The organism is Pseudomonas sp. FG-3G (assembly GCF_901007645.1).
In the GTDB taxonomy this organism is placed as follows: Bacteria; Pseudomonadota; Gammaproteobacteria; order Pseudomonadales; family Pseudomonadaceae; genus Aquipseudomonas; species Aquipseudomonas rhizophila.
Genome location: NZ_CAAKGZ010000032.1, coordinates 57,906 through 82,140, shown reverse-complemented (window position 1 = coordinate 82,140; position 24,235 = coordinate 57,906). Strand labels below are relative to the sequence as shown.

The 24,235-nt window shown below is 60.8% G+C and carries 26 protein-coding genes; 24 read left to right on the top strand and 2 right to left on the bottom strand.

Translation table 11 applies throughout. The features are described 5' to 3' along the window. Together secF and PSEUDOMOFG3G_RS21700 are read left to right on the top strand one after the other, a co-directional pair. Positions 1–915 carry a protein translocase subunit SecF gene (secF, locus tag PSEUDOMOFG3G_RS21705; RefSeq protein WP_139051099.1) on the top strand — a complete coding sequence of 305 codons (915 nt, stop codon included), beginning with the start codon at positions 1–3 and terminating at the stop codon, positions 913–915. Between the two features lie 116 nt (positions 916–1,031). Beyond that, positions 1,032–1,580: a glycine zipper 2TM domain-containing protein gene (locus tag PSEUDOMOFG3G_RS21700; protein WP_139051098.1), complete on the top strand. Its 549-nt coding sequence runs from the start codon at positions 1,032–1,034 to the stop codon at positions 1,578–1,580. A 290-nt stretch (positions 1,581–1,870) separates the two neighbouring features. Here PSEUDOMOFG3G_RS21700 and suhB read toward each other — a convergent pair whose 3' ends face one another. Further along, a complete protein-coding gene (suhB, locus tag PSEUDOMOFG3G_RS21695; protein ID WP_003185165.1) occupies positions 1,871–2,689 on the bottom strand; it encodes an inositol-phosphate phosphatase in 819 nt (272 codons plus the stop codon). A gap of 144 nt (positions 2,690–2,833) precedes the next feature. On the opposite strand from suhB, the gene trmJ reads away from it, so the two are divergent. The 22 genes from trmJ (at position 2,834) to PSEUDOMOFG3G_RS21585 (ending at position 22,273) form a co-directional block, all read left to right on the top strand. Then, positions 2,834–3,604: a tRNA (cytosine(32)/uridine(32)-2'-O)-methyltransferase TrmJ gene (trmJ, locus tag PSEUDOMOFG3G_RS21690; protein WP_047227467.1), complete on the top strand. Its 771-nt coding sequence runs from the start codon at positions 2,834–2,836 to the stop codon at positions 3,602–3,604. A 2-nt stretch (positions 3,605–3,606) separates the two neighbouring features. Beyond that, positions 3,607–4,383 carry a serine O-acetyltransferase gene (gene cysE / locus PSEUDOMOFG3G_RS21685; RefSeq protein ID WP_139051097.1) on the top strand — a complete coding sequence of 259 codons (777 nt, stop codon included), beginning with the start codon at positions 3,607–3,609 and terminating at the stop codon, positions 4,381–4,383. Positions 4,384–4,650: 267 nt separating this feature from the next. Beyond that, positions 4,651–5,142, top strand: a complete 492-nt coding sequence (gene iscR, locus PSEUDOMOFG3G_RS21680; RefSeq protein ID WP_047227469.1) for a Fe-S cluster assembly transcriptional regulator IscR — start codon at positions 4,651–4,653, stop codon at positions 5,140–5,142. Positions 5,143–5,192: 50 nt separating this feature from the next. Then, positions 5,193–6,407 carry an IscS subfamily cysteine desulfurase gene (locus tag PSEUDOMOFG3G_RS21675; protein ID WP_139051096.1) on the top strand — a complete coding sequence of 405 codons (1,215 nt, stop codon included), beginning with the start codon at positions 5,193–5,195 and terminating at the stop codon, positions 6,405–6,407. A gap of 43 nt (positions 6,408–6,450) precedes the next feature. Then, positions 6,451–6,837, top strand: coding sequence for a Fe-S cluster assembly scaffold IscU (gene iscU, locus PSEUDOMOFG3G_RS21670; protein ID WP_003185157.1), 387 nt, complete (start codon positions 6,451–6,453; stop codon positions 6,835–6,837). A 24-nt stretch (positions 6,838–6,861) separates the two neighbouring features. Beyond that, entirely contained in the window at positions 6,862–7,185 is a 324-nt protein-coding gene (gene iscA, locus PSEUDOMOFG3G_RS21665) for an iron-sulfur cluster assembly protein IscA (RefSeq protein ID WP_047227471.1), read from the top strand. 8 nt (positions 7,186–7,193) lie between these two features. After that, positions 7,194–7,715: a co-chaperone HscB gene (hscB, locus tag PSEUDOMOFG3G_RS21660; protein WP_047227472.1), complete on the top strand. Its 522-nt coding sequence runs from the start codon at positions 7,194–7,196 to the stop codon at positions 7,713–7,715. 50 nt (positions 7,716–7,765) lie between these two features. Then, positions 7,766–9,628, top strand: a complete 1,863-nt coding sequence (gene hscA, locus PSEUDOMOFG3G_RS21655) for a Fe-S protein assembly chaperone HscA (protein WP_047227473.1) — start codon at positions 7,766–7,768, stop codon at positions 9,626–9,628. A gap of 3 nt (positions 9,629–9,631) precedes the next feature. Further along, positions 9,632–9,973 carry an ISC system 2Fe-2S type ferredoxin gene (gene fdx, locus PSEUDOMOFG3G_RS21650; RefSeq protein ID WP_076386240.1) on the top strand — a complete coding sequence of 114 codons (342 nt, stop codon included), beginning with the start codon at positions 9,632–9,634 and terminating at the stop codon, positions 9,971–9,973. Positions 9,974–9,987: 14 nt separating this feature from the next. Beyond that, positions 9,988–10,188, top strand: coding sequence for a Fe-S cluster assembly protein IscX (gene iscX, locus PSEUDOMOFG3G_RS21645; RefSeq protein ID WP_139051095.1), 201 nt, complete (start codon positions 9,988–9,990; stop codon positions 10,186–10,188). A 91-nt stretch (positions 10,189–10,279) separates the two neighbouring features. Then, the gene (gene ndk / locus PSEUDOMOFG3G_RS21640; RefSeq protein WP_042727994.1) at positions 10,280–10,705 is read left to right on the top strand and encodes a nucleoside-diphosphate kinase; all 426 of its coding nucleotides are present in this window, start codon (positions 10,280–10,282) and stop codon (positions 10,703–10,705) included. Positions 10,706–10,733: 28 nt separating this feature from the next. Next, positions 10,734–11,882, top strand: a complete 1,149-nt coding sequence (gene rlmN / locus PSEUDOMOFG3G_RS21635) for a 23S rRNA (adenine(2503)-C(2))-methyltransferase RlmN (RefSeq protein WP_047227475.1) — start codon at positions 10,734–10,736, stop codon at positions 11,880–11,882. A 12-nt stretch (positions 11,883–11,894) separates the two neighbouring features. Further along, the gene (gene pilW / locus PSEUDOMOFG3G_RS21630; protein WP_047227476.1) at positions 11,895–12,653 is read left to right on the top strand and encodes a type IV pilus biogenesis/stability protein PilW; all 759 of its coding nucleotides are present in this window, start codon (positions 11,895–11,897) and stop codon (positions 12,651–12,653) included. Beyond that, positions 12,653–13,696 (top strand): RodZ family helix-turn-helix domain-containing protein, encoded by a 1,044-nt coding sequence (locus PSEUDOMOFG3G_RS21625; protein WP_047227477.1) that lies wholly within the window; start codon positions 12,653–12,655, stop codon positions 13,694–13,696. Before pilW ends, PSEUDOMOFG3G_RS21625 begins: the two co-directional genes overlap by 1 nt. A 3-nt stretch (positions 13,697–13,699) precedes the next feature. Beyond that, positions 13,700–14,809, top strand: coding sequence for a flavodoxin-dependent (E)-4-hydroxy-3-methylbut-2-enyl-diphosphate synthase (gene ispG / locus PSEUDOMOFG3G_RS21620; RefSeq protein ID WP_003185136.1), 1,110 nt, complete (start codon positions 13,700–13,702; stop codon positions 14,807–14,809). A 24-nt stretch (positions 14,810–14,833) separates the two neighbouring features. After that, the gene (hisS, locus tag PSEUDOMOFG3G_RS21615) at positions 14,834–16,123 is read left to right on the top strand and encodes a histidine--tRNA ligase (RefSeq protein WP_047227478.1); all 1,290 of its coding nucleotides are present in this window, start codon (positions 14,834–14,836) and stop codon (positions 16,121–16,123) included. A 40-nt stretch (positions 16,124–16,163) separates the two neighbouring features. After that, positions 16,164–16,805 (top strand): tetratricopeptide repeat protein, encoded by a 642-nt coding sequence (locus PSEUDOMOFG3G_RS21610; protein ID WP_047227479.1) that lies wholly within the window; start codon positions 16,164–16,166, stop codon positions 16,803–16,805. Beyond that, complete coding sequence (gene bamB / locus PSEUDOMOFG3G_RS21605; RefSeq protein ID WP_047227480.1) at positions 16,798–17,949, top strand: outer membrane protein assembly factor BamB; 1,152 nt, start codon at positions 16,798–16,800, stop codon at positions 17,947–17,949. The genes PSEUDOMOFG3G_RS21610 and bamB overlap by 8 nt, the downstream gene beginning before the upstream one ends. 199 nt (positions 17,950–18,148) lie before the next feature. Beyond that, positions 18,149–19,621, top strand: a complete 1,473-nt coding sequence (gene der / locus PSEUDOMOFG3G_RS21600; protein WP_047227481.1) for a ribosome biogenesis GTPase Der — start codon at positions 18,149–18,151, stop codon at positions 19,619–19,621. 237 nt (positions 19,622–19,858) lie between these two features. Next, positions 19,859–21,007, top strand: a complete 1,149-nt coding sequence (locus PSEUDOMOFG3G_RS21595) for a pyridoxal phosphate-dependent aminotransferase (protein WP_139051094.1) — start codon at positions 19,859–19,861, stop codon at positions 21,005–21,007. Beyond that, the gene (locus PSEUDOMOFG3G_RS21590) at positions 20,995–21,786 is read left to right on the top strand and encodes an amidohydrolase (RefSeq protein ID WP_076386229.1); all 792 of its coding nucleotides are present in this window, start codon (positions 20,995–20,997) and stop codon (positions 21,784–21,786) included. Before PSEUDOMOFG3G_RS21595 ends, PSEUDOMOFG3G_RS21590 begins: the two co-directional genes overlap by 13 nt. 70 nt (positions 21,787–21,856) lie before the next feature. Continuing rightward, a complete protein-coding gene (locus tag PSEUDOMOFG3G_RS21585; RefSeq protein WP_139051093.1) occupies positions 21,857–22,273 on the top strand; it encodes a hypothetical protein in 417 nt (138 codons plus the stop codon). A 208-nt stretch (positions 22,274–22,481) separates the two neighbouring features. Here the strand turns inward: PSEUDOMOFG3G_RS21585 and leuA are convergent, their stop codons facing one another. Then, a complete protein-coding gene (leuA, locus tag PSEUDOMOFG3G_RS21580; RefSeq protein ID WP_047227484.1) occupies positions 22,482–24,161 on the bottom strand; it encodes a 2-isopropylmalate synthase in 1,680 nt (559 codons plus the stop codon). Positions 24,162–24,235: the final 74 nt, after the last annotated feature.

The following is a 24,235-nucleotide window of genomic DNA, read 5'->3' as shown; positions in this document are numbered from 1 at the left end:
ATGTTACGTACAATCAACTTCATGGGCGTTCGCAACGTTGCGTTCGGCGTCACTGTATTGCTGACCCTGCTGGCGTTGTTCAGCTGGTTCAGCAAGGGCCTGAACTACGGCCTGGATTTCACCGGCGGTACGCTGATCGAGCTGACCTACGAGCGTCCGGCCGATGTCACCAAGGTGCGCGAGCAACTGATGACCTCGGGTTACACCGACGCTGTGGTGCAGAGCTTTGGCGCGACCACCGACCTGCTGGTGCGGATGCCGGGTGAAGACCCGCAACTGGGTCAGCAAGTGGCCGAGGCTTTGCAGAAGGCCGGCGGTGACAACCCGGCGCAGGTCAAGCGTGTCGAGTATGTCGGCCCGCAAGTGGGTGAAGAGCTGCGCGACCAGGGCGGCCTCGGCATGCTGATGGCGCTGGGCGGGATCCTGCTGTACCTGGCTTTCCGCTTTCAGTGGAAGTTCGCGGTGGGCGCGATTGTCTCGCTGATCCACGACGTGATCGTGACTGTGGGCATCCTGTCGTTCTTCCAGGTCACCTTCGATTTGACGGTGTTGGCGGCGGTGCTGGCGATCATCGGTTACTCGCTCAACGACACCATCGTGGTGTTCGACCGGGTGCGTGAAAACTTCCGTGTGCTGCGCAAGGCGACGCTGATCGAGAACATCAACATCTCGACCACCCAGACTCTGCTGCGGACCATGGCGACGTCGATCTCCACGTTGCTGGCGATCGGCGCGCTGCTGATTTTCGGTGGCGACAACCTGTTCGGCTTCTCCATTGCGCTGTTCATTGGTGTATTGGCGGGTACTTACTCGTCGATCTACATCGCCAACGTGGTGCTGATCTGGCTGAACCTGAGCACCGAGGATCTGATTCCTCCGGTGGCCACAGATACGGAAGTGGACGACCGACCGTAAGGTTTGGCTTCCGCCCGTCACGGCCTGAAAGGCGCGAGTTGAACTCGCGCCTTTTTTTGTGCTCCAAGGCTGGGAGAAGCGCGGATAAATCCGCATGTGATGGTCAGGAGGTTCAAGTGAACAAATCGATGCTGGTTGGTGCGGTATTGGGTGCTGTCGGTGTGACTGCCGGTGGTGCGGTAGCCACCTACAGCTTGGTCAAAAGCGGCCCTGAGTATGCGCAAGTATTGGCCGTGGACCCGGTTAAAACACAAATCAAGACCCCCCGTGAGGTGTGCAAGGACGTCACCGTGACCCGGCAGAAGCCGGTCCAGGATCAACACCAGATCGCCGGTACCGTATTGGGCGCCGTGGCCGGTGGCCTGTTGGGTAACCAGATCGGCGGCGGCACCGGCAAGAAAATCGCCACCGTGGCGGGTGCGGCCGGCGGCGGTTATGCCGGTAACAAGATTCAGGAGGGCATGCAGGAGCGCGACACTTACACCACCACCCAAACTCGCTGCAACACGGTCAACGACATCAGCGATAAGGTTGTAGGTTATGACGTTCGCTACATGCTCGATGGCAAGGAAGGCAACGTCCGCATGGACCGCGACCCGGGCAACCAGATCCCGGTGAACAAGGAAGGCCAACTGATCCTGGGTCAGAACGAACCGGCTCAGTGATCCAGCGGTTATGAAGAAGCACCCTTCGGGGTGCTTTTTTATGCCCGCATTCTATGGCCCACCCCAAATTCCCTGTGGGAGCGAGCCTGCTCGCGATAGCGGTGTGAATGTTGATCGTTCCCACGCTCTGCGTGGGAATGCATCCCGTGACGCTCTGCGTCACCTCTAGAAGCGGAACGCGGAGCGTCCCTGGCGGCATTCCCACGCAGAGCGTGGGAACGATCAGTGAGTGGTGTGAGACAGGCATAAAAAAAGCACCCCGAAAGGTGCTTTTTCTGTAGCCGAGCTGCTTAGCGCTTCAACGAAGCCGGCAGGTGTGGCTGGATGGCCGTCAGCACAGCCTTGAAGCATTTGGTGTTGCCGGCAACGATGTGGCCTTTTTCAAGGAAGTCGTGGCCGCCGGTGAAGTCGCTCACCAAACCACCGGCTTCCTGGATCAGCAGGGCGCCTGCTGCCATGTCCCATTCGGACAGGCCCGACTCCCAGAATGCATCGAAACGGCCGGCGGCGACATATGCCAGGTCCAGGCTCGCGGCGCCAGCGCGGCGGATGCCGGCGGTCTGGCCGACCAGGGCGCGGAACATGCCCAGGTAGTTGTCCAGGTTGTCCATCTGGTCGTCGCGGAACGGGAAGCCAGTACCCAGCAGGGCGCCGTCCAGGCTGGTGCGACCGCTGACGCGCAGGCGACGACCGTTCAACTGGGCGCCACGGCCACGGCTGGCGGTGAATTCTTCCTGGCGAACCGGGTCCAGCACGACGGCGTGTTCCAGGCGACCACGGTATTTGCAGGCGATGCTGACAGCGAAATGAGGGATGCCGCGCAGGAAGTTGGTGGTGCCGTCCAGCGGATCGATGATCCACAGGTACTCTTCACCTTCGATGCCGGTGCCGGCGTGCATGCCGGTCTCTTCACCCAGGATCGAGTGGTTCGGGTAAGCCTTGCGCAGTGCGTCGACGATTTTCTGTTCGGCGGCGCGATCAACCTCGGACACGTAGTCCTTGGCGTCTTTTTCATCGACCTTGATGGTATCCAGGCGCTCGATGGAGCGGAAGATCAGTTCACTGGCGCTGCGGGCGGCGCGCAGCGCGATATTCAGCATGGGCTGCATGGATGTGTCACCTAAGGTTGTTAAAGAAAGCCGCGCATTCTATCAGAAAGTTTTCCCAGGAGAAGGTTGGTGTTCGCTTTCATAGCTTAACGGTAGGTGCTTAGGTAAGATTTGCTCCCTTTATCGTGTTCGAGAGCGCCTCCCTTGTTGCAGAACATTCGTGTCGTCCTGGTCAATACCAGCCATCCGGGAAATATCGGCGGGGCTGCGCGGGCCATGAAGAACATGGGCCTGTCGCGGCTGGTGCTGGTCGAGCCACGCTCGTTTCCCCATCACGAAGCCGACGCCCGGGCTTCCGGCGCCGGTGACATCCTGGCAGCCGCCCAAGTGGTCGCCACCCTGGAAGACGCCCTGGTGGGCTGCAACCTGGTGCTCGGCACCAGCGCCCGCGACCGCCGTATCCCCTGGCCGCTGCTCGACCCCCGCGAATGCGGAACGAAAGTGGTCGAGGAAGCCGGGCAGGGTGCTGAGATCGCCCTCGTGTTTGGCCGTGAAGATTCCGGCCTGACCAACGAAGAGCTGCAGCGATGTCACTTTCACGTGCATATCCCTTCCGACCCGCAGTTCAGTTCCCTGAACCTCGGGGCGGCGGTGCAGGTGTTGAGTTATGAAGTGCGCATGGCCTGGCTGGCAGCCGAAGGCAAGCCCAGCAAGGTGGAAAAATTCGAGGCCACGTCGCCGCGCAGTGAGACACTGGCGACCATGGACGAGCTGGAGCGGCTCTATGAACACCTGGAGCAGACCCTGGTGGACATCGAGTTTCTCGACCCGGACAAGCCCCGGCACTTGATGGCGCGCCTGCGTCGGTTGTACGGACGAAGCTCGGTCAGCCGGGCGGAGATGAATATATTGCGCGGCATCCTCACGGAAACCCAGAAAGCGGCCCGTGGCGAGCTGATTAAGCGGAAGGAATAAAGATGTTCGATCGTTTGCGTGAAGATATCCAAAGCGTTTTCCATCGTGACCCGGCGGCGCGCAATGCCTTTGAAGTGCTGACCTGCTACCCGGGCATGCACGCCATCTGGATCCATCGCCTGTCGAGTGCCTTGTGGGGCATGGGCTGGAAGTGGTTGGCTCGAGTTGTCTCCAACTTCGGACGCTGGTTGACCGGGATCGAGATCCACCCGGGCGCCAAGGTCGGTCGCCGGTTCTTCATCGACCACGGCATGGGCATTGTCATTGGTGAAACCGCCGAGATAGGCGATGACGTGACGCTCTACCAGGGCGTGACCCTCGGCGGCACCAGCTGGAACAAAGGCAAGCGCCACCCGACGCTGGAAGACGGCGTGGTGGTTGGCGCCGGTGCCAAGGTGCTCGGGCCGTTCACGGTGGGGGCGGGGGCGAAAGTCGGTTCCAATGCGGTGGTGACCAAGGCTGTGCCGGCCGGTGCAACCGTGGTGGGCATTCCGGGGCGGATCATCGTCAAGACCGATGACGAGCAGGACGCCCGCCGCAAGGCCATGGCCGAGAAGATCGGCTTCGATGCCTACGGTGTCGGCGAAGACATGCCCGACCCGGTCGCCCGTGCGATCAACCAGTTGCTCGATCACCTGCAGGCCGTCGATGGGCGCCTGGAGGGCATGTGCGGCGCCCTGAAGGACCTGGGCAGTAATTACTGCGCCAAGGACCTGCCTGAACTGCGCGAGGAAGATTTTGCGTGTGTGAAGGACAAGGATGAGAGCCAGGCCAGCTGAGACCCTGCTGGCCTCATCGCGAGCAAGCTCGCTCCCACAGGGGATTTGCAATGGCCACAAAATCGAAGGCCGCCGCAGATCCAATGTGGGAGCGAGCTTGCTCGCGATGAACGATAACGCGGTATCGCTGGTCGCCACTGGCCAGCCTTTGCTATGATGCGCGCGCTCTTTTGCGGGTAAACCTGAGTAAAGCACTAGGTCTTATACTTGACTTAAATACTCGGGAATTGCATACTCGCCCCATTCCGAACTCCGTGGTAATTGTCCATGCGACTGACTACAAAAGGCCGATACGCCGTGACCGCGATGCTGGATTTGGCATTGCATGCGCAGCACGGGCCGGTGTCCCTGGCCGATATCTCCGAGCGCCAGGGCATTTCCCTGTCTTACCTTGAACAGCTGTTCGCCAAGCTGCGCCGCAGTAACCTGGTTTCCAGTGTGCGCGGCCCCGGCGGCGGTTATCAGCTGTCACGCGACATGCAGGGCATCCAGGTTGCCCAGGTGATCGACGCGGTGAACGAATCGGTCGATGCGACCAAATGCCAGGGCCTTGGCGACTGCCATGGCGGCGATACTTGCCTGACCCACCACTTGTGGTGTGACTTGAGCCTGCAGATCCACGAATTTCTTAGCGGTATCAGCTTGGCTGACCTTGTAACTCGTCGCGAGGTGCAGGAAGTAGCCCAGCGTCAGGACCAGCGTCGTTGCAATGGCAAGACGCCGCACCTGGACAAGATTGAAGCGTCCGCCGTCGAATGACCGCCGCAGAGCAAGCGGAACGCCAGCCAGCCTGATTTAGGAGAAAGTCCATGAAATTGCCGATTTACCTTGATTACTCTGCGACCACCCCGGTTGATCCGCGTGTCGCGCAAAAGATGAGTGAATGCCTGCTGGTCGACGGAAACTTCGGTAACCCGGCGTCCCGCTCCCACGTGTTCGGCTGGAAAGCCGAAGAGTCGGTCGAAAACGCCCGCCGCCAGGTCGCTGACCTGGTCAATGCCGACCCGCGTGAAATCGTCTGGACCTCTGGTGCTACTGAGTCCGACAACCTGGCAATCAAGGGTGTCGCGCACTTCTATCACACCAAGGGCAAGCACCTGATCACCTCCAAGATCGAGCACAAGGCTGTCCTGGACACCATGCGCCAACTGGAGCGTGAAGGCTTCGAAGTCACCTACATCGAGCCAGGTGAAGACGGCATCATCACCCCGGCCATGGTGGAAGCCGCACTGCGCGACGACACCATCCTGGTTTCGATCATGCATGTGAACAACGAAATCGGCACCGTCAACGACATCGAGGCCATCGGCGAGCTGACCCGCTCCAAGGGCGTCCTGTTCCACGTCGACGCGGCTCAGTCCACCGGCAAGGTCGACATCGACCTGTCGAAGCTCAAAGTCGACCTGATGTCGTTCTCTGCCCACAAGACCTACGGCCCTAAAGGCATCGGCGCGCTGTACGTGAGCCGCAAGCCGCGTGTTCGCCTTGAAGCGACCATGCACGGCGGCGGTCACGAGCGTGGCATGCGTTCCGGCACCCTGGCGACCCACCAGATCGTCGGCATGGGCGAAGCCTTCCGTGTGGCCAAGGAAGACATGGCCGCCGAGAACGTACGCATCAAGGCCCTGAGCGACCGCTTCTTCAAGCAGGTCGAGCACCTCGAGGAGCTTTACGTCAACGGCAGCATGATCGCCCGCGTACCGCACAACCTGAACCTGAGCTTCAACTACGTTGAAGGCGAGTCGCTGATCATGGCGCTCAAGGATCTGGCTGTGTCGTCTGGTTCGGCATGCACCTCGGCGTCCCTCGAGCCTTCGTACGTACTGCGCGCCCTGGGCCGCAACGACGAACTGGCTCACAGCTCGATCCGCTTCACCTTCGGCCGCTTCACCACCGAAGAAGAAATCGATTACGCCGCGCAGAAAGTCTGCGAGGCCGTTACCAAGCTGCGCGCTCTGTCGCCGCTGTGGGACATGTACAAAGACGGCATCGACATCTCGAAAATCGAGTGGGCGGCGCACTGAAGAAGTCGCCACCAGAGCGGCTCACTGATGAGGATTGAAGCAAATGGCATATAGCGAAAAGGTCATCGACCACTACGAAAACCCGCGCAACGTCGGCAAGATGGACGCGCAGGATCCTGATGTTGGCACCGGCATGGTCGGCGCCCCAGCGTGCGGCGACGTCATGCGTCTGCAGATCAAGGTCAACGAGCAAGGCATCATCGAAGACGCCAAGTTCAAGACCTACGGCTGCGGTTCGGCCATTGCGTCCAGCTCCCTGGCCACCGAGTGGATGAAGGGCAAGACCCTTGATGAGGCTGAAACCATCAAGAACACTCAGCTGGCCGAAGAACTGGCCCTGCCGCCAGTGAAGATCCACTGCTCGGTACTCGCCGAGGACGCCATCAAGGCTGCCGTTCGCGATTACAAGCAGAAGAAAGGCTTGATCTGATCCGCGCACAGGTAAGGAGTTTTCATGGCTATCCAGATGACAGAAGCGGCAGCTAAGCATGTGCAGCGCTCTCTTGAGGGGCGCGGCAAGGGCGAGGGTATCCGCCTGGGTGTTCGCACCACGGGCTGCTCTGGTCTTGCCTACGTGCTCGAATTCGTCGACGAAGTGGGCGAAGACGATCAGGTGTTCGAGAGTCATGGTCAGAAAGTGATCATCGACCCGAAAAGCCTGACGTACCTGGACGGCACTGAGCTGGATTTCGTCAAGGAAGGGTTGAACGAAGGCTTCAAGTTCAACAACCCCAACGTGCGCGGTGAATGTGGCTGCGGCGAAAGCTTCAACATCTGAGGCGGCTTGTGGGTACTCCTTGTCATTTTGCTTTGTTCCAGTTGCAGCCGGGCTTTTCCCTGGATCTCGAGCAGTTGTCCGCTCGTTATCTGGAGCTGGCCCGCGGTGTCCATCCCGACCGCTTCGCTGATGCCTCGGAGGCAGAGCAGCGGCGCGCGCTGGAACAGTCGGCGAACCTCAACGACGCTTACCAGACGCTCAAGAACCCGGCCAAGCGCGCGCGTTATCTGCTGGCCATCAGCGGTCATGAGTTGCCTCTGGAAGTCACCGTGCATGATCCCGAGTTTCTGTTGCAGCAGATGCAGTGGCGCGAAGAACTCGAAGATCTGCAGGACAGCGCCGATCTGGCCGGTGTCGCGGTGTTCAAGCGCCGCTTGAAGGACGCCCAGCACACCTTGAATGAAAGCTTCGCAGCCTGTTGGGACGATGCCGCGCAACGCGAACAGGCCGAACGCCTGATGCGGCGCATGCAGTTCCTCGACAAGCTCACCTACGAAGTGCGCCAGCTCGAAGAGCGCCTCGACGATTAACCCAGTGCCGCTCCGGTCGCACGCCTGATTACAGATAAGTCCTGATTACGATGGCCCTACTGCAGATCGCCGAACCCGGCCAAAGTCCACAACCGCACCAGCGTCGCCTGGCTGTGGGAATTGACTTGGGTACTACCAATTCCCTGGTCGCTGCGTTGCGCAGTGGTCTTTCCGAACCGCTGGCCGATGAGCAGGGGCAAGTGATCCTGCCGTCCGCCGTGCGCTATCACGCCGATCATGTGGAAGTGGGCGAGTCAGCCAAGCTGGCCGCCGCGACCGATCCGTTCAATACCATTGTGTCGGTCAAGCGCCTGATGGGGCGTGGTCTGTCCGACGTCAAGCAATTGGGTGATCAGCTGCCGTACCGTTTCGTCGACGGCGAATCCCACATGCCGTTCATTGAAACGGTGCAGGGCCCGAAAAGCCCGGTGGAAGTTTCCGCTGACATTCTCAAGGTGCTGCGCCAGCGCGCCGAAGCGGCATTGGGCGGCGAATTGGTCGGTGCGGTCATCACTGTCCCGGCCTATTTCGACGACGCTCAGCGTCAAGCCACCAAGGACGCGGCCAAGCTGGCCGGTCTGAACGTGCTGCGCCTGCTCAACGAGCCGACCGCCGCTGCGGTGGCCTACGGTCTGGACCAGCACGCCGAAGGCCTCGTCGCGATCTATGACTTGGGCGGCGGCACCTTTGATATCTCCATTCTGCGCCTGACCGGCGGTGTATTCGAAGTCCTGGCCACCGGCGGCGACAGCGCCCTGGGCGGCGATGACTTCGATCACGCCATCGCCGGCTGGATCATCGAGCAAGCGGGCCTGTCCGCCGACCTTGATCCGGGCGCGCAACGTCACCTGCTGCAAACGGCCTGCGCCGCCAAGGAAGCCCTGACCGACGCTGCAAGTGTCGAAGTGGCGTACGGCGACTGGAAGGCTGCACTGAGCCGTGAGGCCTTTGATGCGCTGATCGAGCCCATGGTCGCCCGCAGCCTCAAGGCTTGCCGCCGCGCCGTGCGTGATTCCGGCGTGGAGCTCGAAGACGTCAAGGCCGTGGTCATGGTTGGTGGTTCGACCCGTGTGCCTCGGGTTCGCGAAGCCGTTGCCGAGGCCTTTGGCCGCCAGCCGCTGACTGAAATCGACCCGGACCAAGTGGTTGCCATCGGCGCCGCGATCCAGGCCGATACCCTGGCCGGCAACAAGCGCGACGGTGGCGAGCTGCTGTTGCTCGACGTGATTCCATTGTCCCTGGGGCTGGAAACCATGGGCGGCCTGATGGAGAAGGTGATTCCGCGCAACACCACCATCCCCGTTGCTCGCGCCCAGGACTTCACCACTTACAAAGACGGCCAGTCGGCCATGATGATTCATGTGCTGCAAGGCGAGCGTGAACTGATCAGCGACTGCCGTTCCCTGGCTCGCTTCGAATTGCGCGGCATCCCGGCGATGGTGGCCGGTGCGGCGAAGATTCGCGTGACCTTCCAGGTCGACGCCGACGGTTTGCTCAATGTTTCCGCCCGCGAGCTGGGTTCGGGCGTCGAGGCGAGCATCCAGGTCAAGCCGTCCTACGGTCTGACCGACGGCGAAATCGCCAAAATGCTCAAGGATTCGTTCCAGCATGCCAGCGACGACAAGGTCGCCCGGGTACTGCGCGAGCAACAGGTCGACGGCCAGCGTCTGGTCGAAGCCGTGCAGGCCGCTCTTGAGGCCGATGGCGACCGTCTGCTGGACGCCGAGGAACGCATGGTGATCGAGCTGCAAATGCAGGAATTGTCTGAATTGATCAAAGGCACCGATGGTTATGCCATCGAGCAGCAGACCAAGCGTCTGTCGCAAGTCACCGATGCCTTTGCTGCTCGCCGCCTGGACTCGACGGTCAAAGCCGCCCTGGCGGGGCGCAACCTGAATGAAATTGAGGAATAACTGATGCCGCAGGTGATTTTTCTGCCCCACGAGAAGTTCTGTCCCGAGGGCATGGTCGTGGAGTGTGAGCCCGGAATTTCCATTCTCGAGCTGGCCCATGAGCACCATATCGAGATGGAAAGTGCCTGTGGCGGCGTCTGTGCGTGCACGACTTGCCATTGCATTATTCGCGAGGGCTTCGATTCGCTCGAAGAGGCAGACGAGCTGGAAGAGGACTTCCTCGATCGGGCCTGGGGCCTGGAAGCGCAATCGCGCCTGGGCTGTCAGGCGATTGTCGGTACGGAAGACCTGACTGTCGAAATCCCAAGATACTCGCTTAACCACGCTGCCGAAGCGCCGCACTGATTCAAGGAGCTGTCATGGGCCTTAAATGGGTTGATGTACAAGAGATCGCTATCCTGTTGGCTGATGGTTATCCGGATACGGATCCCTATTCGGTAAACTTTGTGGCATTGCGTGACATGGTCATGGCTTTGCCGGGGTTTGACGACGATCGGGATCGCGGCGGTGAAAAGGTCCTTGAAGCGATCCAGACTGCCTGGAAAGAAGAGCAGGACTGAAGCTTCCCTTACGCAGTTAGGCAATACCCCTGAACCCGCGTATAATTCGCGGGTTTAATTTTTCGCAAATTACCGTTTCTGGAGTTACACCATGGCTGTTCAACGTACTTTCTCCATCATCAAGCCTGACGCCGTTGCTAAAAACGTGATCGGCAAGATCGTTACCCGCTTCGAAGACGCTGGCCTGCGCGTTGTAGCTTCGAAAATGAAGCAACTGTCCAAGGCCGAAGCCGAAGGCTTCTACGCTGAGCACAGCGAGCGCGGCTTCTTCGGTGAGCTGGTTGCCTTCATGACTTCCGGTCCGGTTGTCGTTCAGGTGCTGGAAGGCGAAAACGCCATTGCTCGCAACCGTGAGCTGATGGGCGCCACCAACCCTAAAGAAGCTGCTGCCGGCACCATCCGTGCTGACTTCGCTGAGTCGATCGACGCCAACGCCGTTCACGGTTCGGACTCCGAAGCCGCTGCTGCTCGCGAAATCGCTTACTTTTTCTCCGCTACTGAAGTAACCACTCGCTAAGCCCAGGCTTTTGAGTGAAGGTGAATCCATGACTACATCGAACGGCAAAACCAACCTGTTGGGCCTGACCCAGCCGGAAATGGAGAAATTCTTCGACTCGATCGGGGAGAAGCGTTTCCGTGCCGGCCAGGTGATGAAATGGATTCACCACTTTGGCGTCGACGACTTCGACGCCATGACGAATGTCAGCAAGGCCCTGCGCGAAAAGCTCAAGGCCGTTGCTGAAATTCGCGGTCCGGAAGTGGTCAGCGAGGACATCTCCAGCGACGGCACCCGTAAGTGGGTGGTGCGCGTGGCGTCCGGCAGCTGCGTCGAGACCGTCTACATTCCCCAGGGCAAACGCGGCACCTTGTGCGTTTCGTCCCAGGCAGGCTGTGCCCTGGATTGCAGTTTCTGCTCCACCGGCAAGCAAGGCTTCAATAGCAACCTCACCGCCGCCGAAGTGATCGGCCAGGTGTGGATTGCCAACAAATCCTTTGGCAGCGTCCCGGCGACCGTCGACCGTGCCATCACCAACGTGGTGATGATGGGCATGGGTGAGCCGCTGCTGAACTTCGACAACGTCATCGCTGCCATGCACCTGATGATGGATGATCTGGGTTATGGCATCTCCAAGCGCCGAGTGACCCTGTCCACCTCCGGCGTGGTGCCGATGATCGATGAGCTGGCCAAGCACATCGACGTCTCCCTGGCGTTGTCGCTGCACGCACCCAATGACGCATTGCGTAACCAATTGGTGCCGATCAACAAGAAATATCCGCTTAAGATGCTGCTGGAATCGTGTCAGCGCTACATGTCGTCCCTGGGCGAAAAACGCGTGCTGACCATCGAGTACACGCTGCTCAAGGACGTGAACGACAAGGTTGAACACGCGGTCGAGATGATCGAGCTGCTCAAGAACATCCCTTGCAAGATCAACCTGATCCCGTTCAACCCGTTCCCGCATTCCGGTTACGAGCGTCCGAGCAACAACGCGATTCGTCGCTTCCAGGACCAGCTTCATCACGCGGGCTTCAACGTCACCGTGCGTACCACCCGCGGCGAAGACATCGATGCCGCGTGTGGCCAATTGGTAGGACAGGTGCTGGATCGCACCCGTCGCAGTGAACGCTACATTGCCGTGCGTGAGTTGAACGCCGCCGACGATGTTGCGCAAAACGCTGCGAACAGTCACTAAGAGAGGAACTCTATGTCCCTGCGCTTCGCGCTGCTGTTGCTGTTGGCCGGTCTTTGCACCGGCTGTGTTCTGTCGGGTGACTACAACCCCATGAAAACCAGCAAGGGGCGCGACGAGGCGCGTGAAGCCTATGTGCAATTGGGCATAGGCTATCTGCAACAGGGCATGACCGAGCGGGCCAAGGTGCCGCTCAAGAAAGCCCTGGAGCTGGACGATTCAGATGCTGATGCCAACGCGGCCCTGGCGTTGGTATTCCAGGCCGAGATGGAACCTGAACTGGCCGACGCGCATTTTCGCAAGGCGCTCTCCGCCGTGCCGCAGGATGCGCGGATCCTGAACAACTACGGCAGCTTCCTTTTCGAGCAGAAGCGTTACAAAGAGGCCTACGAGCGCTTCGAGCAGGCGACCGCCGATACCCTTTACCCCGAGCGTTCGCGGGTGTTTGAAAACCTGGGCATGACGGCCTCGAAACTCGGCCAGCGTGATCTGGCTCGCCAGCAGCTTGAAAAAGCGCTGCGGCTCAACCGCCAGCAGCCACGGGCATTGCTGGAAATGGCTGAGTTGTCTTACGAAGACAGGCATTATGTGCCCGCGCGCGATTATTACGAACGTTTTAGCCTGCTGAGCGAGCAAAATGCACGTAGTCTATTGCTCGGTGTTCGGCTGGCCCATGTGTTCGAAGATCGTGACAAGGCCGCCAGTTTTGGCCTGCAACTAAAAAGACTCTATCCCGGTACGCCGGAATATCAGCAATACCTGTCGGAGCAATGATGAAAGCGGCGCATCCTGAAGTTGTAGCAGCGACTCGCGTAAATCCCGGTGAGACCCTGCGCCAAGCTCGCGAAAGCAATGGTTGGTCGCTGGCAGAGGTGGCCCTCAAGCTCAATCTCACCGTGGCTTCCCTGGGCAACCTGGAAGCCGGCGCGTTCGATAAATTGCCTGGGCATACTTTCGCTCGGGGCTACATCCGTGCCTACGCCAAATTGCTCGGCATGGACCAGACCGAACTGGTCCAGCAATTCGATCAATACACCGGTTCCGACGCCCAGGGCAGCAGCGTGCACAGCCTGGGCCGCATCGAAGAGCCGGTTCGCGTTTCCCACACCATTTTGCGAATCGTCAGTTTGTTGCTGTTGATCGCGGTGATTGGTGGCGGTTTCCTCTGGTGGCAGGACCAGGCCGCCTTGCGCGCCAAGGATCCCATCGCCATGAACCCTGAGCATGTCGAGGTCGAAGGCGCCGACGGCACCACCCGCATACATCCGCTGGATGAGCCGGAAGATCAGGCTGTGGTGGAAGGCCAGAGCGCAGGGGAGACCAACCTGGTGTTGCCTCAGGGGCAGGATGGCGCAGATCCGGCCGTCGGTGCTGAACCGAGTGTGCCGGCCGCTCCGGCAGACGCGCCTGCTGCACCCGCCACGCCAGCCCCGACCGCCAATGCGCCGGCTACTCAAGCGCCAGCTGTACCGAGCACACCAGCCCCTGTCGTCGAGACTCCGGCTGCGCCAGCCGCAGCGCCAGCAACTCCGACAGCCTCCACCACTGCGGTAGCGCCCGTCGCTCCCGCAGCCGGTCAAGGCCAGGTACAGATTCAATTTACCGCCGACTGCTGGACGCAGATCACCGATGGCACCGGCAAGGTGCTGTTCAGTGGCCTCAAGCGCAAGGGCGACAGCACTTCCGTCAACGGCACGCCGCCGTTTGCCGTGCGCCTGGGTTATGCCCGTGGCGCGCAGGTCAGCTACAACGGCCAACCGGTCGACGTGGCTCCGTTCACCAGTGGCGAGACCGCTCGCCTGAAGTTGGGTCAATAAGTCATGCACGGCGAATCTCCAATCAAACGTCGCGAATCGCGAAAGATCTGGGTCGGCAACGTTCCTGTTGGCGGCGATGCGCCCATCGCTGTGCAAAGCATGACCAACAGCGACACCAACGACGTGGCCGCCACCGTTGCGCAGATCAACCGACTGGAAGCCGCCGGTGTCGACATCGTGCGGGTTTCCGTGCCGGACATGGACGCCGCCGAGGCGTTCGGCAAAATCAAGCAGTTGGTCAAAGTGCCGCTGGTGGCCGACATTCACTTCGACTACCGCATCGCCCTACGCGTGGCCGAGCTGGGTGTGGACTGCCTGCGCATCAACCCGGGCAACATCGGTCGCGAAGACCGCGTGCGTGCGGTGGTGGATGCCGCCCGCGACCGTGGTATTCCGATCCGCATCGGCGTCAACGCCGGTTCCCTGGAAAAAGACCTGCAAAAGAAATACGGCGAACCGACCCCGGCTGCACTGGTGGAGTCGGCCCTGCGCCATGTCGAGCACCTGGAGCGCCTGAACTTCCAGGACTTCAAGGTCAGCGTGAAGGCTTCCGACGTGTTCATGGCCGTCGAAGCCTATCGCTTGCTGGCCAAGGAAATCGTCCAGCCGCTGCACCTGGGCATCACCGAGGCCGGTGGGTTGCGTTCGGGCACGGTGAAATCCGCCGTCGGCCTCGGTATGCTGCTCGCCGAAGGAATTGGCGATACCATCCGCATCTCGTTGGCGGCCGATCCGGTGGAGGAAGTGAAAGTCGGCTACGACATTCTCAAGTCCCTGCACCTGCGTTCCCGTGGCATCAATTTCATCGCCTGCCCAAGCTGCTCGCGGCAGAACTTTGATGTGGTCAAGACCATGAACGAGCTGGAAGGGCGCCTGGAAGACCTGCTGGTGCCGTTGGATGTCGCGGTGATTGGTTGCGTGGTCAACGGGCCGGGTGAAGCCAAGGAGGCCCATATCGGCCTCACCGGCGGTACACCGAACCTGATTTACATCGACGGCAAGCCGTCGCAGAAACTGACGAATGACAATCTGGTGGATGAACTGGAACGGCTGATCCGCCAGAAAGCGGCCGAAAAGGTCGAGGCCGACGCTGCTGTAATCGCGCGTGGTTGAGTCGAACGAATTTAAGGATTACCTGTGAGCAAGTCCCTGCAAGCCATTCGTGGCATGAACGACATCCTGCCCGAGCAGACGCCCCTGTGGCGCTATTTCGAGGGCACCGTGGCGCGTTTGCTGGATAACTACGGTTACCGGCAGATCCGCATGCCGATCGTCGAGTTTACCGAACTGTTCAAGCGTTCCATCGGCGAAGTGACTGACATCGTCGAAAAAGAGATGTACACCTTCGAAGACCGCAACGGCGATTCGCTGACCTTGCGCCCCGAAGGCACGGCGGCGTGCGTGCGTGCAGTGCTCGAGCACGGCATTACCGGTGGTGGCCAGGTGCAGAAACTCTGGTACATCGGCCCGATGTTTCGCCACGAGCGTCCACAGAAAGGTCGTTATCGCCAGTTCCACCAGATAGGCCTGGAGGTATTCAACCTCGACGGTCCGGACATCGACGCCGAGCTGATCGTATTGACCTGGCGCCTGTGGGGCGAGCTGGGCATTCGTGATGCGGTCAAGCTCGAACTCAACAGCCTGGGCACCAGCGAGTCCCGTGGGCGCTACCGCGAAGCGCTGGTGGAGTTCCTGTCCGCTCACCTGGACAAGCTGGACGAAGACAGTCAGCGCCGCCTCAAGACCAATCCGCTGCGGGTGTTGGATACCAAGAACGCCGACACGCAGGCGATCCTGGTCGATGCGCCGAAAATGGCTGACTACCTCGACGATGAATCCCGTGCGCACTTCGAGGGGCTGAAGGCGCGCCTGGATGCCGTCGGTATTCCCTATGTCATCAACCCGAAGCTGGTCCGCGGGCTGGATTACTACAGCAAGACCGTCTTTGAATGGGTCACCGACAAGTTGGGCGCCCAGGGAACTGTGTGTGCCGGCGGCCGTTACGACGGGCTGGTGGAGCAGATGGGCGGAAAGCCGACCTCGGGCGTGGGTTTTGCCATGGGCATCGAACGTCTGGTGTTGATGCTTGAGACGCTGGACAAGATCCCGCAGGAAATCGCCCGTCAGGTCGACGTTTACCTGTGCGCCTTCGGCGAAGCAGCCGAACTGGCGGCCCTGGCGCTGAGCGAGCGGGTCCGCGACCAGTTGCCCAACCTGCGCCTGCAGATCAACGCCGGCGGCGGCAGCTTCAAGAGCCAGTTCAAGAAGGCCGACAAGAGTGGTGCGCTGTATGCACTGATTCTCGGTGACGACGAATTGGCCCAGCAAGTGGTAGGTTTCAAACCCCTGCGTGGCCAGGGCGAACAACAAAGCATTGCCTGGGATGCGCTTGCCGCACACCTGGCCACCTGCGTCGTGCAGGGTTGAAGCTGTCAAACAGCCGATTTAGCGATTAAGGAGTATTGGGGTGTCGAGTACCGAAGATGAACAGCTGGCGGATTTGAAGGACTGGTGGACGCGCAACGGCAAGCCGCTGGTCACTGGCGGCCTGTTGGCGCTGGTCATCGTGTTCGGCTGGCAGGCCTGGCAGAAATACCAGAGCAACCAGGCGCAAGGCGCTTCGATGCTCTATCAGCAGTTGCTGGAAACCACCCTGACCCCGGACGGCAAGCCTGACGCTGCCCGCGTGGCGGAGTTGGCCGGCAAGCTCGACAACGAATTCGGCGGCACGGCCTACGCGCAATATGGCCGTCTGTTCGTGGCCAAGGTCGCGGTAGACACCGGCAAGCTGGACGACGCCGCCACCGAGCTGAAGGCCATTGTCGACAAGCCGGTCAACCCGACCCTGGGCGAAGTGGCGCGTCAGCGCCTGGCGCAGGTGCTGGCGGCGCAGAACAAGGCCGAAGATGCGTTGAAGCTGCTCGACGGTGATGCCGACAAGGCGTTCCTGGCGACCCGCGAAGAACTCAAGGGCGACCTGCTGGTACAGCTTGGTCGTGCTGATGAGGCCCATGCGGCCTACCAAAAAGCCAAGGCTGCGCTGTCGGATGAAGCCGCGGTCGGTGGCCTGCAAATCAAGCTGGACGACCTGGCCAAAGGGGATGCGTGACGTGATCCGTTGGAAACATGCAGCATTGCTGGCTCTGGCCATTCTGGCCGCGGGTTGCAGCAGCAACAGCAAGAAAGAACTGCCACCGGCCGAACTGACCGACTTCAAAGAAGAAGTCGTGCTGCAGAAGCAATGGAGTCGCTCCATCGGTGACGGCCAGGGTGAAACCTACAACATGCTGGTGCCAGCCATCGATGGCGACACTATCTATGCCTCCGACGTCACTGGCGTGGTGATGGCGATGGATCGCACCAATGGCGACGTCAAGTGGGAGCAGGATCTTGAACTGCCCGTTTCCGGCGCCGTTGGCGTGGGTTACGGGCTGGTCATGATCGGCACGCTCAAGGGCGAAATCGTGGCCCTGGACGCCAGCAGCGGTGAAGAGAAATGGCGCGCTCGCGTGACCAGTGAAGTCCTCGCACCGCCGGCCACCAACGGTGACGTGGTCGTGGTACAGACCCAGGATGACAGCCTGATCGGTCTGGATGCCGCCACTGGCGAGCAGCGCTGGTTGTACGACAGCACCCCGGCGGTACTGACCCTGCGCGGCACCAGTGCGCCGATCGTCACCAACCGTCTCGCGGTGGCCGGGTTGTCGACCGGTAAAGTGGTGGCCCTGGATATTTCCAACGGCGTGCCGGTCTGGGAACAGCGCGTGGCCATCCCACAGGGCCGTTCGGAACTGGAGCGCGTGGTCGACATCGACGGCGGCCTGCTGTTGTCTGGCAGTACGCTGTACGTTGCCAGCTACCAGGGACGCGTTGCGGCGCTGGACCTGGAAAGCGGTCGCCCGCTGTGGCAGCGCGATGCGTCCAGCTACGCCGGCGTCGCCGAGGGTTTGGGCAGCGTCTACGTGAGCCTGTCCTCGGGCACGGTTGAAGGCGTCGACGAGCGTTCCACCACCGCATTGTGGAGCAACGACTCCCTGGCCCGTCGTCAACTGTCGGCCCCGGAAGTGTTCTCCAGCTACGTTGCAGTCGGTGACCTGGAAGGTTACCTGCACCTGCTCAGCCAGGTGGACGGTCGTTTCGTCGGCCGTGAGCGCATCGACAGCGACGGCCTGCGTGCCCGTCCGCTGGTGGTGGGCAACATGATTTATGTGTATGGCAACAGCGGCAAACTGGAAGCCCTGACCATCAAGTAAGACTATGCTTGGGTTAATCCCAAGCGGCTTCATTTTTGTGGGCGCGAGCCTGCTCGCGAATGCGGTGGTCCAGTGGCATGGATGTCGACTGATCCAACGCTTTCGCGAGCAGGCTCGCTCCCACAGGATGGCCCCCGAGCACCAGCCGCTGCCTCGCAGCGGCTTTTGTATTTTCTGAAATAACGAAGTGGAGAGCCGCATGGTTCCCGTAATCGCCCTGGTGGGCCGACCGAACGTCGGCAAGTCCACCTTGTTCAACCGCCTGACCAGGACTCGCGACGCTATTGTCGGCGACTTGTCCGGTCTGACCCGTGATCGCCAATACGGTGAGGCCAAGTGGCAAGGGCGTACTTATATTCTGGTCGACACCGGTGGCATCTCCGGTGATGAACACGGCATGGACGAAAAAATGGCCGAGCAGTCGCTGCTCGCCATCGAAGAAGCGGATGTGGTGCTGTTCCTGGTAGACGCCAAGGCCGGTTTTACCGCCGCCGACCAGATGATCGCCGAGCATCTGCGCAAACGTAACAAGCGTTCCTACGTGGTGGCCAACAAGGTCGACAACATCGACCCGGACATGGCTCGCGCCGAATTCGCGCCGTTGGGCATGGGCCAGGCGATCCCGATCGCCGGCGCCCATGGTCGTGGCATCACCCAGATGCTGGAAATCGCCCTGGCTGATTTCCCCAAAGACGACGAAGACGAACCGGAAGACGGTGAAGAAGAAATCGTTGCCGAAGGCGAGGAAGCCAAGCGCATTCCTGGCCCTAGCGAAAAAGACGGGATCAAGATCGCCATCATCGGCCGCCCGAACGTCGGCAAGTCGACATTGGTCAACCGCATGCTCGGCGAAGACCGGGTCATCGTGTACGACCAGCCCGGCACCACTCGCGACAGTATCTACATCCCGTTCGAGCGCAACGAAGAGAAGTACACGCTGATCGACACGGCCGGTGTGCGCAAGCGCGGCAAGATCCACGAAGAAGTCGAAAAGTTCTCCGTGGTCAAAACCCTGCAGGCGATCAAAGACGCCAACGTGGTGATCTTCGTGATGGACGCCCGCGAAGGCGTGGTCGATCACGACCTGAACCTGCTGGGCTTCGCCCTGGAAGCCGGCCGTGCGTTGGTCATCGCGATCAACAAGTGGGACGGCATGACGCCTAGCGAACGGGATTTCGTCAAGATCGAACTGCAGCGTCGCCTGTTCTTCGTTGACTTCGCCGACATCCACTTCATTTCGGCCTTGCACGGTACGGGCGTGGGCAACCTCTACGCGTCGGTGCAGAACTCGTTCAAGTCGGCGGTCACCCGCTGGCCGACCAACCGTCTGACCCAGATCCTGGAAGACGCCGTCGGCGAGCACGCGCCACCGATGGTCAACAACCGCCGGATCAAGCTGCGTTACGCTCACCTGGGTGGCGCCAACCCGCCGATCATCGTGATTCACGGTAACCAGATCGAGAAGGTGCCCAAGTCGTACGTCCGGTATCTGGAAAACACTTATCGCCGCGTCCTGAAGCTGGTCGGCACGCCGATCCGCATCGAGTTCAAGGGCGGCGAGAACCCGTACGAAGGCAACAAGAACACGCTCACCGACCGTCAGGTCAACAAGAAGCGCCGCTTGATGTCGCACCATAAGAAGGCTGACAAGAAGCGTCGTGATAAACGCTGATCGATAGTCACCGCAGTTCCACTGTGGGAGCGAGCTTGCTCGCGATAGCGGCAGTACATCAACAGGGATGCATGCTGATCCACCGCCATCGCGAGCAAGCTCGCTCCCACAGGGTATGAGTTGTGTCAGCGTAAGAAGGGTGCCCTTGGTGGCACCCTTTTTCATGCCCGGCGATTGGGCTATCCTCGACCTCTCCCGCGCCGCACCAGAGCCGGGTGTAGACGCAGGGAACCCCCAATGATCACCAGCAAGTTGCCGAATGTCGGCATCACTATCTTCACCCAGATGTCCCAGCTCGCCGCGCAGACCGGCGCCCTCAATCTGTCCCAGGGGTTTCCCGATTTCGATGGTCCGCAGGCCCTGCGCGATGCAGTCGGCCGGCATGTCGCCCAAGGGCATAACCAATACTCGCCCATGACCGGTTTGCCGGCGCTGCGCCAGCAGATCGCGGCGAAGATCGCCCGCAGCTATGGCGTCACCGTCGATGCCGACCAGGAAGTGACCGTGACCCCCGGTGCGACCCAGGCGATTTTCTGCGCCATCGCGGCAGTGGTTCACAGCGGCGACGAAGTGATCGTGTTCGACCCTTGCTACGACAGCTATGAGCCCGCCGTCGAGTTGGCCGGTGGCCGTTGTGTGCATGTGCAATTGGGCCTGGATGATTTCGCCATCGATTTCCAGAAGCTCGCTGAAGCCCTGAGCCCGCGTACGCGCATGATCATTCTCAACACGCCGCACAATCCCAGTGGCGCGCTGATCAGCCGCGCCGAACTCGACCAGTTGGCGGCGCTGATTCGTGACCGCGATATTTACCTGATCAGTGACGAAGTCTACGAACACCTGGTGTTCGACGGCGTCGCCCACGCCAGTGTCCTGGCCCATGAAGAACTGTACCGGCGGGCCTTTGTGGTCAGTTCCTTCGGTAAGACCTACCACGTCACCGGCTGGAAAACCGGCTATGTGGTGGCGCCACCCGCCCTGACGGCGGAACTGCGCAAGGTGCATCAGTACGTCAGCTTCTGCGGCGTGACGCCGTTGCAGTACGCCCTGGCCGACTACATGGCCGATCACCCGGAGCACGTCGAAGAACTGCCGGACTTCTACCAGGCCAAGCGTGACCTGTTCTGCGATTTGCTGGCCCCCTCGCGCTTCAGTTTCAAGCGAGTACCCGGCACCTATTTCCAACTGGTGGATTACTCGCAGATCCGCCCGGACCTCAATGACGTCGACATGGCAGTCTGGATGACCCGTGAGCACGGCGTGGCGACGATCCCTGTCTCGGTGTTCTACCAGAACCCACCCGAAGGCCAGCGCTTGGTGCGCCTGTGCTTTGCCAAACGCGAGGAGACGCTGCGCGAAGCGGCGGAAAAACTATGCGTGATCTGAGTACCTTGCCCAATCTCAATGTTGCGCTGATCCAGACCACCCTGGCCTGGCACGATCGCCAGGCCAATCTGGAACATTTCGAGGGCTTGCTTGCGCAGGCGCGCGGGGCGGACCTGATTATCCTGCCGGAAATGTTCACCACGGGTTTTTCCATGGAGTCCGAGACCCTGGCTGAGCCGGAAAACGGTCCTTCGCACAAGTGGCTCCAGGCTCAGGCTGCGAAGCTCGGAGCGGTGATCACCGGCAGTGTGATTATCCAGGCCGCCGACGGCAGCCATCGCAATCGTCTGCTCTGGGCACGACCGGACGGCGAAGTGCTGCATTACGACAAGCGTCATCTGTTCCGCATGGCCGGTGAGCATAATCACTACACGCCGGGCGAGCGCCAGGTGCTGTTCGAACTCAACGGCTGGCGGATCCGCCCGCTGATTTGCTATGACCTGCGTTTCCCGGTGTGGAGCCGCGACGCCGAGGACACCGACCTGTTGCTGTACACCGCCAACTGGCCCGGCGCGCGGCGCCAGCACTGGAACCGCTTGCTGCCGGCCCGAGCAATCGAGAACCTGTGCTACGTGGCCGCGGTAAACCGCATCGGCCACGACGGCAAGGGCTTTGCCTATACCGGTGACAGTCAGGTGCTGGACTTTCAGGGCGAAACCCTGCTCAGCACCGGTGAGGCCGACGGGGTATTCACTGTGTGTCTGAGTGCGGCGGAGCTGGCGGCTTACCGCGCACGCTTTCCGGCGAACCTGGATGCCGATCGTTTTGAATTCATCTGATTGAAACGTTTCAGCCCTTCAGAAGCGCTGGTGTTTGCCGATAACCGGGGCAGCCAAGGAGAAGTCCCTTATGACCAGCATCAGCGCAATCACGGTAAATCCATACCCTCTCTCTGCACCCAAGGTTTCCATCAAGGGTGCGGAAGACGTAGCAGCAGTCAGCCCTGCGGTATCGACTGACGCCAGCGAAGACAAAGACCGCCAGTTGAAAGTTGACACCAGTGGCGCGAACATCGGCGGTGCTCCAGCCAGCGGCAGCGGCGATGTCATCGAGCAGCTGAAAAAACAGATAGAGCAAACTGAAAAGCTGCTGGCTGAGCAGCAAGCCCAGTTGGCTCGCGTGCAGAAAAGCCAGGCCAACCAGGAGCAGAAAGCCCAGGAAGCCATGGCGATCCAGACTCAGATCATGGCGACCCAGGCCACATTGCAGACCTTGCAGGCCGCTTTGCTGCAGGCGATGACTATTTCGATTGATACCCATGCCTGAGACTTGTATTGCCTGACAGGCCGCCATCGCGAGCAGGCTCGCTCCCACAGGGGAGCTGAGGCGGGCACAGGATTTCGGCCCCACTGAAGATCCCGTGTGGGAGCGAGCTTGCTCGCGATGAGGCCCTGACAGGCAGTACAAAACCACCCGCCAAACAAAAAGGCCCCAGGGTTCACACCCCAGGGCCTTTTGCATTTCAGCTAAACCATCAGGCCGCTTTGGCTTCCGGCTGGCTCAGGGAGCGGTTCAGCGCGCTGAACAGGGCCTTGAAGCTGGCGGTGGTGATGTTCTCATCGATGCCCACGCCGTGCACCGCACGCTCACCGTTGACCCGCAGCTCGATGTACGCCGCAGCCTTGGCGTTGGTGCCGGCGCCGATGGCGTGTTCGTTGTAGTCCATGATCTCCACCGGAATCGGCAGCCCGGCCACCAGCGCTTCCAGCGCGCCGTTGCCCTTGCCGCGCCAGTGCAGGTTGGTTTCGCCCTGGCCCTTGCTGGCCACTTCGACTTCCACGGCGCTGTTGCCGTTTTCTTCCTGCAGACGATGGCTGACCAGCGCGTACGGGGTGTTGGCTTGCAGGTATTCGCTGTGGAGCAGGGCATGGATCTGCTGGGCGGTCATTTCCAGGCCCAGGCGATCGGTTTCGCGCTGAACCACTTGGCTGAACTCGATCTGCATGCGACGCGGCAGGCTGATGCCGTATTCCTGTTCCAGCAGGTAGGCGATACCGCCCTTGCCCGACTGGCTGTTGACGCGGATCACCGCCTCGTAGCTGCGGCCAATGTCGGCCGGATCGATCGGCAGGTACGGCACTTCCCACAGGGTGTCCGGTTTCTGCTGGGCAAAACCTTTGCGAATGGCATCCTGGTGCGAGCCGGAGAACGCGGTGTGAACGAGGTCGCCCACGTACGGATGACGCGGGTGCACCGGGATCTGGTTGCACTCTTCGACCACTTTGCGCACGCCGTCGATGTCGGAGAAATCCAGCTCAGGGTTGATGCCCTGGGTGTAGAGGTTCAGCGCGACGGTCACCAGGTCGACGTTACCGGTGCGTTCGCCGTTGCCGAACAGGCAGCCTTCGACACGGTCGGCGCCGGCCATCAGGCCCAGTTCTGTGGCGGCTACGCCGGTGCCACGGTCGTTATGGGTGTGCAGGCTGATGAGCACGCTGTCGCGACGGGTGATGTTGCGACCGAACCACTCGATCTGGTCGGCGTAGACGTTCGGAGTCGCGACTTCCACGGTGGCCGGCAGGTTGAGGATGACCTTGCGCTCAGGCGTCGGGTTCCAGACCTCGATCACTGCGTCGCAGACTTCCTTGGCGAATTCCAGCTCGGTGGCGCTGAAGGTTTCTGGCGAGTATTCGAACTGCCACTGGGTTTCTGGCTGCTGCGCGGCGTATTTGACGAACAGCTTGGCCGCATTCACCGCGATTTCCTTCACGCCTTCCTTGTCCTGGTTGAACACGATGCGGCGGAACGAAGGGCTGGTGGCGTTGTACAGGTGGACGATGGCTTTTTTCGCGCCGCGCAGGGATTCGAACGTGCGGGCGATCAGGTCTTCACGGGCCTGGGTCAGCACCTGGATGGTGGTGTCGTCCGGGATGTGGCCTTCTTCGATGAGGGTACGCACGAAGTCGAAGTCGGTCTGCGAAGCCGCCGGGAACGACGCTTCGATTTCCTTCACGCCCACGGCGACCAGGGTTTTCCAGAAACGCAGCTTCTTGGCGGCGTCCATCGGCTCGATCAGCGACTGATTGCCGTCACGCAGGTCGGAACTGCACCAGATCGGCGCGGCGGTGATGGTCTTCGACGGCCAGGTGCGATCCGGCAGGTTGATGGTCGGGAAGGCGCGGTACTTGGAAGACGGGTCTTTGAGCATGCTCATCGCAGAATCCTTTTATTGTCGTGGCCGGGAAAAGGCGGCCTGCCGGTGGTTCGAACGGGGTGGCTTTACAGCCG

What these genes read in the sequence shown, in the direction of transcription:
- secF (WP_139051099.1), top strand. Translation starts at nt 1, where the DNA reads ATGTTACGTACAATCAACTTCATGGGCGTTCGCAACGTTGCGTTCGGC.
- suhB (WP_003185165.1), bottom strand. Translation starts at nt 2,689, where the DNA reads ATGCAGCCCATGCTGAATATCGCGCTGCGCGCCGCCCGCAGCGCCAGT.
- cysE (WP_139051097.1), top strand. Translation starts at nt 3,607, where the DNA reads ATGTTCGATCGTTTGCGTGAAGATATCCAAAGCGTTTTCCATCGTGAC.
- iscR (WP_047227469.1), top strand. Translation starts at nt 4,651, where the DNA reads ATGCGACTGACTACAAAAGGCCGATACGCCGTGACCGCGATGCTGGAT.
- PSEUDOMOFG3G_RS21675 (WP_139051096.1), top strand. Translation starts at nt 5,193, where the DNA reads ATGAAATTGCCGATTTACCTTGATTACTCTGCGACCACCCCGGTTGAT.
- iscU (WP_003185157.1), top strand. Translation starts at nt 6,451, where the DNA reads ATGGCATATAGCGAAAAGGTCATCGACCACTACGAAAACCCGCGCAAC.
- iscA (WP_047227471.1), top strand. Translation starts at nt 6,862, where the DNA reads ATGGCTATCCAGATGACAGAAGCGGCAGCTAAGCATGTGCAGCGCTCT.
- hscA (WP_047227473.1), top strand. Translation starts at nt 7,766, where the DNA reads ATGGCCCTACTGCAGATCGCCGAACCCGGCCAAAGTCCACAACCGCAC.
- fdx (WP_076386240.1), top strand. Translation starts at nt 9,632, where the DNA reads ATGCCGCAGGTGATTTTTCTGCCCCACGAGAAGTTCTGTCCCGAGGGC.
- iscX (WP_139051095.1), top strand. Translation starts at nt 9,988, where the DNA reads ATGGGCCTTAAATGGGTTGATGTACAAGAGATCGCTATCCTGTTGGCT.
- ndk (WP_042727994.1), top strand. Translation starts at nt 10,280, where the DNA reads ATGGCTGTTCAACGTACTTTCTCCATCATCAAGCCTGACGCCGTTGCT.
- rlmN (WP_047227475.1), top strand. Translation starts at nt 10,734, where the DNA reads ATGACTACATCGAACGGCAAAACCAACCTGTTGGGCCTGACCCAGCCG.
- pilW (WP_047227476.1), top strand. Translation starts at nt 11,895, where the DNA reads ATGTCCCTGCGCTTCGCGCTGCTGTTGCTGTTGGCCGGTCTTTGCACC.
- PSEUDOMOFG3G_RS21625 (WP_047227477.1), top strand. Translation starts at nt 12,653, where the DNA reads ATGAAAGCGGCGCATCCTGAAGTTGTAGCAGCGACTCGCGTAAATCCC.
- ispG (WP_003185136.1), top strand. Translation starts at nt 13,700, where the DNA reads ATGCACGGCGAATCTCCAATCAAACGTCGCGAATCGCGAAAGATCTGG.
- bamB (WP_047227480.1), top strand. Translation starts at nt 16,798, where the DNA reads ATGCGTGACGTGATCCGTTGGAAACATGCAGCATTGCTGGCTCTGGCC.
- der (WP_047227481.1), top strand. Translation starts at nt 18,149, where the DNA reads ATGGTTCCCGTAATCGCCCTGGTGGGCCGACCGAACGTCGGCAAGTCC.
- PSEUDOMOFG3G_RS21595 (WP_139051094.1), top strand. Translation starts at nt 19,859, where the DNA reads ATGATCACCAGCAAGTTGCCGAATGTCGGCATCACTATCTTCACCCAG.
- PSEUDOMOFG3G_RS21590 (WP_076386229.1), top strand. Translation starts at nt 20,995, where the DNA reads ATGCGTGATCTGAGTACCTTGCCCAATCTCAATGTTGCGCTGATCCAG.
- PSEUDOMOFG3G_RS21585 (WP_139051093.1), top strand. Translation starts at nt 21,857, where the DNA reads ATGACCAGCATCAGCGCAATCACGGTAAATCCATACCCTCTCTCTGCA.
- leuA (WP_047227484.1), bottom strand. Translation starts at nt 24,161, where the DNA reads ATGAGCATGCTCAAAGACCCGTCTTCCAAGTACCGCGCCTTCCCGACC.